The sequence below is a fragment of the Maribacter sp. MS6 genome (assembly GCF_056839185.1).
In genome coordinates this window covers 594212-608696 of the sequence record NZ_CM166389.1, presented here as the reverse complement: position 1 = coordinate 608696, position 14485 = coordinate 594212, and the positions used below count along the sequence as shown (strand labels likewise).

Sequence of the window (14485 nt, the reverse complement as noted above, 5' to 3'; positions counted from 1 at the left end):
GACGGTGTTCTAACGTCGCTCCCATAAAATATTACGTTCTCTTTGTTTATTTACTTCTTTAGAGATTATTTCAATTGCATTTTTGATATCGTTTTCGGTTGTAAATCTCCCGATACTCATTCGTAAAGAAGCGAATGCTAAACTGCGGTCAATACCCATTGCAGTCAATACATGCGAAGGTGCTACGGCAGCGGAATTGCATGCAGATCCATTCGAAACCGCTATTTGTCCGCTTAGAGCATTTAGTAAATTAGTACCGTCAACAAAGGGGAAAGAAATATGAACTGTGTTTGGAAGACGCTTTGGCGTATTAGTATTGGAAATCGCTAATTCAATTTTTAGTAATCCAGTTTCTAGTTCATTTCTTAGGTGTTCTAATCTTCGTTTTTCTTCTTCTAAATTGGTATAAGCTAGTTCAACTGACTCTGCAAATCCTACGATTAAGGGAGTATTAATAGTACCTCCACGTTGTTTCTTTTGTTGGCCACCGCCTTGTATAAAACTCGGCAGACTATTTTGGTCCTCATTATCCTTAATATAAACCAAGCCTATCCCTTTTGGTCCGTAAACTTTATGCGCTGAAAAGCAGGCGAAATCTACTTGGTTTAGAGCCTTAGTTACATCTATTTTCCCTAAAGCTTGGGTCGTATCTGAAAAAAGTAGACTTTTATTTTGGTGGGTCAATTTTGCAATCTCCTGTAAGGGCTGAATAATTCCGGTCTCGTTATTGGCATATAGAATGGATACAAGAATTGTATCGGGTCGTAACATATCGCTTAAATCTTCTGTAGAAATTAATCCTTTAGAATTGACTTTCAAATATGTCACTTCATATCCATCGTCCTCCAAAAAAGCGCAGGTGTCCAAAACGGCCTTATGTTCTGCTTGGGTAGTTATAATATGCTTTCCTTTATTCCGCAGTTTTCTGGCCACACCTTTGAGTACCATATTTATACTTTCCGTTGCACCGGAAGTATAGACTAAACTAGTAGCTGAGACTCCTAAATTCTTTGCTAAGGATGCAGTGGCATCTTCAACGGCACTTTTTGACAACCATCCGTATGGGTGATGATTGCTTGATGGATTCCCAAAATCTTCATTGAAAAATGGGAGCATGGTATTAACCACTTGTTTGTCGCAAGGGGTTGTAGAGTTGTAATCAAAATAAAGCTGGCTATACATCTTTTAGTTTCATAATTACGACATGGGTAAAAGTACACATTATCTGAAAATTTAGTGGGTTGTTACAAACGATTGGAACTGTAATAAAATGTTACAATTTTACCCGAAACTTTGTTTATTGCTACTTAACCGAGCCAATCAATGTAGCTATTACTATTTGTTGGAAAACGTATGATACTGTTTATGAAATAATGGAGTTATTCACTTTCCATATTATTTTATAAATCCGGAGATTTTCGATGTTTTGTCCCTTGTTCATAAGCATAAGTCAATCTAATCAAAGTGGGCTCATCGTACATCCTACCCAAAAATTGTAATCCTGCTGGTAGATTTCCCGTTGTAAAACCCATAGGAACCGTAAAAGCAGGTTGCCCTGTATGAGGACTTATTACCTGACTGTTATCTCCTTTATACTCCTCTTGAAATAAATCAATACTAGCCGGTGGATGGTTCCAAGAAGGGTACACAATGGCGTCTAATTCTAAGGAATCCATCAGTTGTTCAATAGCCCCACGGAATGCTACGCGTCTGGAATCTATATAGGCATCCAAGCAGGGAATTTCTGGATTTTCCCACCTGCCGCTGTTGGCCGCATTCCGTTCCAATCGCTCTCTGGTATAATCAGACTTGGTGCCAATCGTAATAAGGTCCTCTATGGTAGTCAAAGAATCAGTTTTTACATAGTTGGCGAGAAATGTTTCTATATCTGTAGTGAACGTTGCACACCATTGATTTTCGCTTAGTACATCGAAATCGGGTATTATCACGGAATCTATTACCGTGGCACCTAATGCATTTAGGTCCGAAAGTGCTTTTTCAAATAACCCTTTTATTTCAGGATGTGGGTCGTCTTCGCTTAGTGCTCTAAGTACTCCTATTCTCGCACCTGTAAGGCCGTCTTTCAAAAGAAATTGACGATAGTTGTCTGGGATATTACCTTTTGAATAGTTGGTAAGCGTGTCTTTTGGGTCATAACCTGCCATAATTTCCAACACTTTTGTAGCATCTGCTACTGTACGGCTCATTGGACCAACTACATCATTTCTTAAGTAGAGCGGTATAATGGCACTTCTGCTCACCAATCCTAAAGTGGTGCGAAAGCCAACTAAGGCGTTATGCGAGGCAGGACCTCGTATGGAGTTTCCGGTATCCGTACCAAGACCAATAGTACCAAAGTTGGCCGCAATTGATGCGCCAGTACCGCCACTAGAGCCTGCTGGAACATAGCCTGTATTGTAAGGGTTTCTGGTCGTGCCAGCTGTAGAACTTTCGGTATGCATGGGACTAAAGGCCCATTCTGCCATATTGGATTTGGCTAGTATAATCGCTCCCGCATCGACTAATTTTTTAATTATGAAAGCATCTTTCTCGGGAATATAATTTTGTAAGGCCAAAGATCCTGCTGTTGTTGGCAGCCCTGCGGCATTAATATTATCTTTTATGATGAAAGGGATTCCATGTAAGGGACGTAATATGCCTGTTTTTGCATATTCCTCATCTAAGGCCTTTGCAATGTCAAGTGCATTTGGGTTTAGCATGGTAATCGCATTGATAGTGCTATCCAAATCTTTAATGCGCTGCAGGTATGTGGCAACCAATTCACTACTGGAATAAGTATTTTCTTGATAAGCCTTGTGTATTTCCGCAATTGTTAATTCAGATACATTAATAGCCGCTATGGGTTTCGGTTCTCCACAGGAATTGAACGCAGATAGCAATAATAAAAGGATAAATATGCTTTTTGATGTACTCATATTCAAAGCTAGTAAATTAAAATTGTTTATGGTTCTAGTATCTTACAGAGCTATTAGTAGTGAGTCATTTACTGTAGGCTTTACGATGTAGACTCATCTGCTCGATTTGTAAAAGCAATTTTTGGTTTTCCCACGCTGAGATTTTGGATATAGCATATGGTACGACTGTAATAGAAACACAACAATTCAAGGCTGAAATCTAACTTTGTCTAGATTTATTTTTATTAAAACAATCCCGAAATAATTCCCTCGCTATCCATTTTAATATTTTCGGAAGATGGTGTTACCGGGAGTCCTGGCATTCTAAGCATGTTACCGGCAATGGGAATAATAAAACCTGCTCCGGCAGCAATTTCAAACTCACGAATGTGAATGTCAAAATTTTCTGGTCGGCCTAAAAGTTTATCGTTATCGCTTAGGCTCTTTTGGGTTTTTGCCATACAAATAGGTAGTTTTCCGTAGCCTAAGGCTTCAAATCTTTTTAATTGTCGTTTTGCAACAGCGGTAAGAACCACATTTTTTGCTCCGTATATCGTCTGGCAGATTTTTTCTATTTTTAGTAATGGTGCGTCTTCAAGTTCATAGGTGGGTTTAAATATTGCATTACAGGTATTGGCTGCAGCAACAACTTTCTCCGCCAACTCAATACAGCCTTTGCCACCATTGGCCCAACCGTAGCTTAAAGCAACGGGCACACCTAATTTTTCGCAATGATTATAAATGAATTGTTTTTCAGCTTCGGTATCGCTGCTGAATGCGTTTACTGAAATTACCACGGGTAATCCAAAGCTCTGAATACTTTCGATATGTCGCTCTAGGTTGGGCATTCCTTTCTCCAAAGCAATTACATCTTCTTCCGTTAGCGTATTTAGCGATTTTCCACCGTGATACTTTAATGCTCTGATGGTGGCTACTATGACCACCGCCTTTGGTGATAGTCCTGCTTTTCTGCATTTAATGTTCAGGAACTTTTCAGCACCCAAATCAGCTGCAAATCCTGCTTCGGTTACTACATAGTCCCCAAGGCTCATTCCCATTTTTGTGGCGATGATGGAATTGGTTCCCTGTGCTATATTGGCAAAGGGACCTCCATGTATCAGCGCTGGATTGCCTTCTAGGGTTTGTACCAAGTTTGGTTTAATGGCATCTTTTAATAACACGGCCATGGCGCCTGCCGCGTTTACTTCTTTGGCGTACACTGCGTCGCCTTTAAAGGTATCGCCTAAATAAATGTTACCGCACATCTCTTGAAGGTTTTCCAAGTTATTGCACAAACACAAGATGGCCATAATTTCAGAAGCGGCCGTAATATTGAATCCGGTTTCTCTCGGAATTCCGCCGGATTTACCTCCCAATGCAGTAATGATGTTGCGGAGTGCCCGATCGTTCATATCCATGCATCGTTTCCAGATGACGGTACGCGGGTCTATACCCAAGTTTCTGCTCTTGCTCTGTATGTTGTTATCGATGAGAGCGGCAAGCAGATTATTAGCCATAGCAATAGCATGAAAATCCCCGGTAAAATGAAGGTTGATGTCCACCATTGGGATAACCTGACTCCATCCACCACCGGCCGCGCCGCCCTTCATTCCAAAAACAGGTCCAAGACTTGGCTCTCGCAGAACAACAACAGATTTTTTTCCAATATGGTTCAAACCATCGTTTAGACCTATGGATGTTGTGGTTTTCCCTTCTCCGGCAGGAGTAGGGGTTATGGCCGTAACCAAGATGAGATTGCTCTTGCCGACATTATCATTATTAATTAAATCCAACGGAAGCTTTGCCTTTTCATTTCCGTAATACTCCAAATCAGCTTCTTTGATGTCCAGTTTTAGGGCAACTTTCTTAATGTGCTTCGCTTTTACTTTTTGTGCAATTTCTATATCGGTCATTGGCGTTTTTCTTAACATTTAAAATGGAACGGCTACCATTTGATGCGGGTTAGTTTAGGCTTGGGAGTTGGTGTTATTTACTGAAGGGCCTTACCTAAAATGTCTTCTAATTTTCTAAGCTCTAAAATAAGGATAAAACATACTATTTTAAAATTCCAACTATGTTTTGAGTAGCAATTTTGGTGTTACTTATTTTAAATTAGGCTTTTTTAATTTCCTTTTTATCATTGATTTAATTTTTTATGGAATTGGTGTGTCTTGGAGTAAGGATGTTTCTTCTAATCCAGAACGGATAGGTTTTGAGGAGTCGCTGTAGGTAGGAATTTAACCGCTATTGATTTGCCCGAAACGCTACCGGTTTCGAACAGTACAATTCATACTTCCAATAGTGTTAAACTACCAAACGTGCACTAGTTTGTATTTGAATTACCAAAATTTTTAGTATTGAGGCAGTTGTAGAATAGTCTTGCTCTTGGCTTCTAAACATATATAAATTTAAAACTACCTTTTCAATTTTGCGAATAGTCAGGCAGCCTTTTAATAATTGTTTTATGATATAAGATTTTGGTTTGATAGTTTTTGATTGACGCTGTTAAATGCCCATTTAATACGGGGGCCCCGGGTTTTTATTAACATTGTTAGCATCACTTGCTTTCTTTAAGTATTTGTTTATTGTTGTTATCAAAACCTTAGAAGATATGGGCTTGGATATGTAATCATTAAACCCGGCCTTTAACATCCTTTGTTTATCTCCAGACATCGCCAAACCTGTTTGTGCTATGATTGGTACTTTTATATTTGTTTTTCTAATTTCTTCCAACGCTTTATCTCCGTTCATTTCAGGCATGTTTATGTCCATTAATACTACGTCTATATCTGCGTTTTCGCTTACTAGTTTAACGGCCTCTTTTCCATTAATCGCATGTAAAATGGAGCAGTTGAAATCTGAAAGACATGCCTTTAAATACATGAAGCTAAACTCATCATCTTCAGCTATTAATACGGTAAAATGGCCACTTTCCAAAGCCGTGTCGCTATGATCTGAAACTACCTTTAGCTCAATACCTTCATTTTCATAAGGTATGGTGAAGAAAAATGTTGAACCCACTCCTATTTGAGAATCGACTCCCACTTCACCGCCAAGAACAGTTACAAGACCTTGTACAATTGACAATCCTAATCCAACACCGTGATTGTGGGTCTGTTCTAATTTACCTTGCGTGAATCTGTTAAATATATTTTTTTGTTCTTCAATTTCAATGCCAACACCAGAATCTTTAATATAAAATTTAAGTTTGCCTAACGATTGGGTATAGCCAAATTCAATCTCACCTTCTTTAGTGAATTTTATTGCGTTTTCCAATAAATTAGAGATTACCTGAACTAATTTATTTGGGTCTGTTTGTACACAACTGTCAATGTCTTCCAACCCTTTTTTGGTTTGAAGTTTAATGTCCTTTCCCTGCAGTATAATAGAGTATTTTGAATATAGCTCATCAATAAGTGAATTGATATTGCAAAAAGTTTTGTCTACGGTAATTACATTAGATTCAATCTTTGAAATATCTACAATGTTCGAAATAAAACTTAAAAGACGATTTCCTTCTTTTTCAATTAACCCTAAATAAGTGTCTTTCTTTTCATCAGAAATATTCTTTCCTTTTAACAATTCCGAAAAACCTAGAATACCGTTCATTGGAGTGCGGAGTTCATGACTCATATTTGCAAGAAATGCCGATTTTAGTCGGTCGCTTTCCTCAGCTTTTTCTTTAGCTTTTATAAGCTACGTATCTAATCGTTTTTGCGCTGTGATATCTTGTCCTGTACCTGATAAACGGACCACCTCACCAGTAACTGCCAATACCGGTTGACAAATACCCCTTACCGTTTTTTGCTCCCCATTAGGAAGAAAAATTCGATGATTAATATCGTACGGCTTACCCAGATTTATAGCTTTTTCAACAGCACCATTCCATAAATCTAGGTCATCTGGGTGAACGCGCTTAACCAGATCGTCATATTTAGGAGCCCCTTTGTTTACGTCGTAGCCCCAAATGTGAAACATTTCATCCGACCATTCTATCTTTTGGTTGGAAATATCAAAAATCCAGCTACCAACTTTCGCTAAAGCTTGAGCTTCATTTAATTCTTTTTCGGTTTTTTCTAGCAATAACTTAGCGGCCAATTTATCTGCTTCATTCTTTTTTTTCTCGGTTATGTCCCTAATCGTGCCAATAATGAACTTGTTATTATGTTCATCAATATATCTAGATTTTTTTGTGATAATGGTCAATTCTTCCCCATTTGGAAGAGCTGCCAACTCCTTATTTAAGTTTTCTTCGCCACTTGATAGGACTTGCTGGTCTATTTTAAGAAAACCTTCCATCTGATCTGCCGGGAAATCTTCGGCCAATGTTTTACCAATTATTTTGTTTTTGGGAATTCCTAAGAGTTTACAGAGGGAATCGTTAACCAAAACGAATCTGTAATTATCATCTTTTACAAATATAGGGTCACCAATATTATTTATTATCTTGTTCAGGTAATCTTCACTTTCCTCTGCTTTTTCCTTAGCTTTGATAAGTTCTATATCCAACAGTTTTTGTTTGGTAATGTCTTGACCGGTACCCGCCAAGCTCACCACCTCACCCGTGGTTCCTATTACAGGTCGGCAAATGGTTCTAACCACTTTTTGCTCGCCGTTTGGAAAGCAAATTCTATGTTCGATATCATATGGCACTCCTAGATTAGCGGCTTTTTTTACAGCAGTTGTAAATAATTCTTGATCGTCCTTATGAATTTGCGCAACCAATGCTTCAAATTCAGGGGGGATATCTTTATTTGGGTCTAATCCCCAGATGTGAAACGACTCATCCGACCATTTTATCTTTTGAGTGTCAAGGTCAAATGACCAACTACCTAAATGTGCCAGTTTCTGCGCCTCATTTAATTCCTTCTCGGTTTTTTCCAATATTAATTTAGCAGCTTTTAACTTTTTACTTTCTTCTACTTTTTGTTTCGCTTTTAACAATTCTTCTGTTGCCAGCTTACGCTCGGTAATATCTTGCGCAGCCCCCCAAAGCCCAATGATTTTATTGTCTTCATCAGTTACTGTTTCACCTCTAACCCACATCCAACCATTGCTACCGTTTTCTCGTACTGTTTTTAGTTCAAGTTCGTAAGGGATACCAGTTTCACTTGTTTGCTCTAGTGCTGCTGAAAGGCGTTCCCAACTTTCGAGAGTAAAAAGCTTTTGATGCTCTGTATAAGGTGGCACGGGAAGGGCAGGATCAAAGCCATACATCCTATATAATTCTTTTGTCCATGTTACTTCATTAGTAGCAAGATTAAGATACCACGAACCTGTATGTGTTATTAGCTGTACTTTATTTAGGTATTCTTCGTTTCTTTTAGCTTCATTATTAGCTTTAATAAGTTCCTCTTCAAGCTGTTTACGCTTGGTAATATCATTGATTACAGATATGTAATAGCCCTTCTTTAGAGAAACAATTTTGACATTTAACCATTTATCCAAAGCCTCCACAAAATATTCTAATTGTTCTGAGATTCCTGTTGTTGTAACACGCCCTAGGATCTCAAACATTTTAGCGTCTGAATTCTGAATTCCTTGAAGTACTTCCGATTTCTTTTTTCCAACTACATTTTTAAGTCCGGTTAGTTCAGTAAACGCTCTATTTATATCGATAAATTCAAAATCAACCGGCATGTTTTTTTTATAAATGATTTTAGCATAAACAAATGCACTGGGCATAGTTTCAAATAGAAGTGTAGAATGCAGCTTGTGCTCCAATAAATTATGCTCTAAATCTTCTGATAAATTGGTTTGACCTTTTCCTTTTAGGAATTGATAGCGTAACTTAAGTTCGGCAATCTCTTCTTCCAATTCTTGATATGTACGCTTTTCGGTTGATTTCATGTCGTTTGCATTATATTGACTTTATAGAAGGGTTGTGCTCACAATTATACCTATCTCTTTATGACTGTGAATTTAGCTTTGCTACTTGTCTTTTTTTTTATAGACTTACTTGTTCACTAATCTGAATAGGAAGCAGCTAATCGCCTATGTTATACAAGTTAAAACCTATTTGGGGTATTATCTTACTCTTAAACGTAAGGTTTTTAAGATTTTATGAACAAAAGTAGTGTTATGAATTGCTATTAATTTTCCTAAGCTTCGCGTTATTATAGTTTTCTAATAGAGGTTTTTAATGAACTAATTAATCTTAAATGTATTAACCTACTGCTATTTTAGGAGAGCGAAACCTAATCGTTATAATGATATTCTTGAGAGTTCAGTTTTGGTACATAACAATATCCAGTTTTAACATTGATGTTGTACTAAAAACACCACTTTTTCATTCGAAACGGGATAGAAAGTCTCGTAATGTCAGAATTACGAAATAGAATGATTATTCACCTGGTTTTTGATAAATAATAGCATCTGGAATTGCTTGCTTGAAGTATTGTTAGATTTGGGTTCAAATGCTTGACAGTTTATATTTTGCGGGGAATCGCTAAGTGTTAAGCTTGTCATAACAATGTAATATTTTGCCTTTTTGTTCGTCTAAGTAGGAGTCTATATAGGAGTGCGAATTGCACTCATCACAACAATGAATAAAATATCTAATTATGACAAATACGAAAAAACAACATACGAAAAACGAAGCAAGTACCGATAAAGTAGTTACGAGACATTCCAGTTGGAAAAATCACCGAAGACATACCGGATTAAAACTGATTCGTTTTTCTTAAGTACGATGAAGTAGTAAAAATGAAAGAGGGCGATAGCCCTCTTTTTTGTTTTGTATGTTTTCTAGGTTCGCTATGTCTGGTTCCAGATAGCACCTAGTATACTGTTAGGTGTATATTATATTTATTTTGGCTAGGTATACTATGGTTTGTTCTTGATTATAAGTAGTTAAATAGTAGTTATTTATGGCTATATTACAGGAGGTAACTAATAACCAAAACTTTTCACTTATGAATCCAATCTTAAAAAATGTACTGGCCGTAGTTGCCGGTTTAGTCATAGGGAGTATCGTTAATATGGGGATTATTATGCTCAGTGGTTCTATAATTCCACCCCCAGAAGACGGAGATATTACCACTATGGAAGGCCTTAAGGCAACCATGCACTTATTTGAGCCCAAACATTTTATTTTTCCATTTTTAGCCCATGCCATAGGTACGTTGGTAGGTGCTTTTGTAGCTGCTAGAATAGCCGCCACACGAAAAATGTCCATGGCCTTGATTATAGGTGTGTTCTTCCTTATAGGTGGTAGCGTCAATATCTTTATGCTTGGCGGCCCTTTATGGTTTACCGTGTTGGATTTGGCCGTGGCTTATATTCCTATGGCGTATTTGGGTGGGAGGTTAGGCAAGTAGGATATTTATAATCTTCTAGATACTCCCATATTCTAGGAAGTACTTCCCCAATCGCTCATGAAATCCACTCAGAGTTTCAATTTTGATGGACGAAAGTATCCAATTGGTTTTATAAGTTTAAAGGCATCGAATTTACTTACCTTAAGGGAATGAGCATCTTTGTACTTACCGCAACCGAATCTATTTTACTTCGTGAATAATACACTGGAAAATATTGGTCTTTTGCCCAAGGTTCAAACAGATTATCATAAAACGGACTATCGGGATTACCGGATTGTCCTGGACCGTTTGTGCCTAAGGCAGCATCCCAATCCCCAGTATTTACGATCATACGAAAAGAAGCGCCACTAGTTTGCCTTAAGTTACCACCTGTAGAGCCCGGGGTATAGGAATTACCACCTCTAGGAAGCGGTCCTAGGTCTAATTTGGCCCTTATGTCCGCATTTACGACCTCGCTTAATGCATGTTCCATATAGGTGTGTTTGTTTTTTTCTTGTCCGTATTGCCATTGGGTAATATCAGAACCTAGATTTTTTTCTAAATCTTCAACCGCATTAATAAATGCATCTTCTAAAAATTGATCTCTTCCTAAAATGGGGTTGGCTCCAAATTTTGTATCGGGTTCCATTAGCCAATCGATAATACGCTTCATTTGAATTTCAGAAATGGTAGTTTTTGCTCGTTCAGGGATAAAGCGTTCATCGCTCATTAGACCTAACTGATTTTCCCATGCCACATAGATAGCTGCCGCAACGGAATTAGGATCAAGGCTGTAGTTCCAATTCATAATTTTCTCTTTGGCCACAGCGGCTTTACCGTCAAAACTAATATCAGTTAACATAGGAACTAAGGTACGGGCAGGGATGGAGAGATAGTCGGTCTGCAATGCCTTCATATCTTCCATAGTCATTTTTTTCCAGCCCCAAGTACCTCGTTCACGCGATTACCACGATATGGGTCTGACCATGAGAAGGCAATGGCGTCCCAATGCGTATATTCATTAGGAGTCACGTTTTGGTTAGCCGTAGCAATGAAACCAGATGCAGGGTTAAAGCTATGCGGCTTTTCTATAATAGGTAGGTAGCCATCCCATTCATAACGCCCATCACCCGGAACAGGAACAAGACCACTAAAATTTCTTCGTATCGGGGCAATACCTACAGCCTGCCAACCGATATTTCCTTCTTTATCCGCCCAAATCATATTTTCCCCAGGAATGTTGCTATAGTTACAGGCTTCCCTAAATTCTTCCCATGTTTTGGCTTGGTCCATACGTAAAGAGGCCAAGTAAGGAGATCCGCCTGGTTCTAGCCAAGCACAACGCATGGCATAGGCTACATTGTTCTTTTTGTCAATATGGGTAACTGGCCCGTGTTGGGTATAATTCAGTTCAACAATAGTATCTTTTTGACCCTTTACTTTTATGGTTTCCGTAAGCTGCTCCATGTCCACCCACTGGCCTTGATACTTGTATTGATTCTGGTTTTCTGGATTAAGTTCATACACGTAAAGGTCCTCTCCATCTGTTTCAAAAACGGTAAGTCCCCAAGTGCCATATTCGTTATGACCAATGGATATTCCTGGGATTTCTGGCTCCCCGCCACCAATAACGTTCCATCCGGGAGCAACTAGATGTGCCATATAGCGCAAAGAGGGCACAGCAATTCTTCTGTGCGGATCATTGGCCATGTAGGTATTGCCATCTTTCATAAGATTGCCGCTTACTACCCAGTTGTTGCTGCCAATAGCTAGAGAATCATTTTTTCCATTGAGTAGAGTAAGGGCAGTTTGTGTTTCCTGCTTTTTTTGATAGCTTGGCAGTATATCTGCCTTGTCAAATTTTACAGATTTACGGTAGGCGTGATATGGTGCTAGTATATCTTGGGACAATAAACTTGTATTGATACTGGGATCCATCTTTAAATCTGGCTCCTTAGGATGAAACCAAAATAGTTCTTTGGCTTTTTGTTCGCCCAAGACTGCCACGGTACGGCCAACCTGTAATTCTTCGTCAATATTTCCCAGTAGACCTTGATGTCTGGAGATGACGACTTCCGGAGTCCATTTTTGAGGTTGGATATCTAACATTTTAAATTCTATAGGAAGTTGCTCTGGTGTTTTTACTATATCGGTAATATATGCATTTACACCATCGGTATATGCCGTAATGATTTCGACTCCTTCATCGTGATAGTGGTTCATTTCCGTTGTCATATCCCCTCTAAACCTAAAAAGTCGTGTCCCGATATCTCTATTGAGTTCACGTTCTCCCAGTATTTCTGCTACGGTTCCTGTAGCTTGTCTGCGCCAAATCTCGAACTGAAAGAGTCGGTCTTCCGCAGCTGCATAGCCTTGCGCAAAGAAAAGGTCGTGCTGGTTTTTGGCATAAATGTGATTAATGCCCCATTGGTCCCGCACAACTTCTACAGACTCCTGTAGACCTTCTAGTTTCAGCTCATCTGATGCTGTTTTCTGTGATTCTTTACAGGAAAACAGCAGGGTTAAAATGCTTAGCAAGAACAGTTGTTTCATAATCGTTGATATGTTGGTCATTACTATCACGTTGGTCGATTAGACTTTTAGATTTGTAGAAATTTATTTTTAGAAGTACGTTGTTCTACCAAAGTGCATCTCCTTAAAATTACCTTTTTAAACTCAGAATTGGGACTAGATTTTATATTGTTTGCTTTTGGTAGGCATGAGTGGTACGTTTTTCTATAGTAGTTGCTTTTAATTGCACCCAATACTGCCCTCTGACACAACATCATCTAGCTTGTAGCTTTACATAAATAACCTTCGTTGGAGGTAAACAAGTTACATAAAAAAAGCCCGGCAAATGCCAAGCTTTTTACAATTGATTTTAGTTTTAAAAGAATTTTGGATTGAATCAAATAAATTGGTTTATCACCAACATTGTTTGAAACGAGGCCTTATTTTTTTCCTTCATACTTTTCTGAATACCTTTTCCAAAGCTCTGTTTGGTGTGTTTCCAAAGAAATAGTTCTACCATCTATAAAGGCATGGGTAAGTTGGTTACCGCGCATATCCAAGGCGTCTCCTTCAGATACAAAAAGGGTTGCGCTTTTACCTGTTGCCAAGGTGCCATAATCAGCGTCTATACCTAATATTTTAGCCGTATTTCCGGTAATCAACTGTAAGGCTTTTTCCTTGTCCAGCCCTTGCTGACCTACCTGCCCTGCATAGAACGGTAAGTTTCTTGTTTGAAAATTAGAAGCATCGGAGTTTTGAAGTCCCACAAGTAATCCCGCATCTACCAATAATTTTGGAAGTTTGTACGGTAAATCGTAGTCATCATCGTCAAAACCAGGGAGATTGTGCGTAGATTGAACCAATATAGGAATATCGTTTTGCTTCAGAAAATCGGTAATCTTATACGCATGGTAACCTCCTACTAAAACTACATGTTTTGCACCATTGTTCTTTAAGGTATTTACCGCATCTATGATTTCACGCTCTCCATCTGCATATACATATAGCCTTTGCGAGCCGTCAAAAATACCTTGCATGGCCAAGAATGCGGGATTTAGTTCTTTTGAATTGGCTTTTCCGTAAGCAATAGCATTTTTCATAAAATTAACAATGGCAGTGGTTTGTTCGGCGTAATCCTTATTTGGGGAATAGCCAGGGTCTTCACCGGCCCACCATCTACCTTGTTTAAAACTATTTGGCCAGTTGAGGTGTATACCATCATCTACTTTCACGGCGGCATCTTCCCAGTTCCAGGCATCGAACTGTACGATTGAGGAGGTTCCGGATATGCGTCCACCTTCCGGCGCGATCTGTCCTAATAATACACCGTTCGGTCGCATGCTTTCTACCACTTTGGATTCTGCATTATAAGCAATTAAACTGCGCACATGGGGAATGATTTCTCCAATTTCATCGCTGTCGTCAGTGGCCCTGACCGCATCTACTTCTACCAATCCTAAAGTTTTAGCCGGGGCTATAAACCCAGGATAGATGTGTTTGCCAGTCGCATCGATTACATTCCCTTTACGAGCTATTTTTGCATTGGCACTCCCTACAAAAGTCAGTTTGCCATCCTCGAACATAATCAAGGCATTTTCTATGACCTCCCCATTCCCTAAATGTGCCGTTGCACCTTCAATGGTAATAGCTTCGGTTTGTTTGGCGGCCGGTGTTTGTTGTGCCATTCCTTTAAAGGAAAGCAGTCCTGTCGCAATAATTAGTATGTATTTTTTCATTTTGATAGTTTTTAGATTTAAGCGA

At 38.8% G+C, this 14485-nt stretch carries 9 protein-coding genes and 1 pseudogene; 3 read left to right on the top strand and 7 right to left on the bottom strand.

Translation table 11 applies throughout. From position 1 onward, the window contains the following. Positions 1–9: 9 nt before the first annotated feature. From MS6x_RS02680 to MS6x_RS02670, 3 genes are all read right to left on the bottom strand, one after another. Positions 10–1182, bottom strand: a complete 1173-nt coding sequence (locus MS6x_RS02680) for a cysteine desulfurase family protein (protein ID WP_482605233.1) — start codon at positions 1180–1182, stop codon at positions 10–12. Positions 1183–1400: 218 nt separating this feature from the next. Next, entirely contained in the window at positions 1401–2936 is a 1536-nt protein-coding gene (locus tag MS6x_RS02675; RefSeq protein WP_482605232.1) for an amidase, read from the bottom strand. A gap of 224 nt (positions 2937–3160) precedes the next feature. Beyond that, a complete protein-coding gene (locus tag MS6x_RS02670) occupies positions 3161–4828 on the bottom strand; it encodes a formate--tetrahydrofolate ligase (protein ID WP_482605231.1) in 1668 nt (555 codons plus the stop codon). A gap of 166 nt (positions 4829–4994) precedes the next feature. On the opposite strand from MS6x_RS02670, the gene MS6x_RS02665 reads away from it, so the two are divergent. Then, positions 4995–5144, top strand: coding sequence for a hypothetical protein (locus MS6x_RS02665; protein ID WP_482605230.1), 150 nt, complete (start codon positions 4995–4997; stop codon positions 5142–5144). Between the two features lie 288 nt (positions 5145–5432). Here MS6x_RS02665 and MS6x_RS02660 read toward each other — a convergent pair whose 3' ends face one another. Both MS6x_RS02660 and MS6x_RS02655 read right to left on the bottom strand, forming a co-directional pair. Next, positions 5433–6608, bottom strand: a complete 1176-nt coding sequence (locus MS6x_RS02660; protein ID WP_482607132.1) for a response regulator — start codon at positions 6606–6608, stop codon at positions 5433–5435. Between the two features lie 3 nt (positions 6609–6611). Then, a complete protein-coding gene (locus MS6x_RS02655) occupies positions 6612–8765 on the bottom strand; it encodes a PAS domain-containing protein (protein ID WP_482605229.1) in 2154 nt (717 codons plus the stop codon). Positions 8766–9478: 713 nt separating this feature from the next. Between MS6x_RS02655 and MS6x_RS02650 the strand changes: the two genes are divergently transcribed. Together MS6x_RS02650 and MS6x_RS02645 are read left to right on the top strand one after the other, a co-directional pair. Further along, positions 9479–9601, top strand: a complete 123-nt coding sequence (locus tag MS6x_RS02650) for a hypothetical protein (RefSeq protein WP_482605228.1) — start codon at positions 9479–9481, stop codon at positions 9599–9601. A gap of 228 nt (positions 9602–9829) precedes the next feature. Then, complete coding sequence (locus tag MS6x_RS02645) at positions 9830–10234, top strand: hypothetical protein (protein ID WP_482605227.1); 405 nt, start codon at positions 9830–9832, stop codon at positions 10232–10234. Between the two features lie 136 nt (positions 10235–10370). Here MS6x_RS02645 and MS6x_RS02640 read toward each other — a convergent pair. Then, positions 10371–12766, bottom strand: a pseudogene (locus MS6x_RS02640) (penicillin acylase family protein). A 398-nt stretch (positions 12767–13164) separates the two neighbouring features. Then, positions 13165–14460, bottom strand: coding sequence for an amidohydrolase family protein (locus tag MS6x_RS02635; protein WP_482605226.1), 1296 nt, complete (start codon positions 14458–14460; stop codon positions 13165–13167). Positions 14461–14485 lie beyond the last annotated feature (25 nt).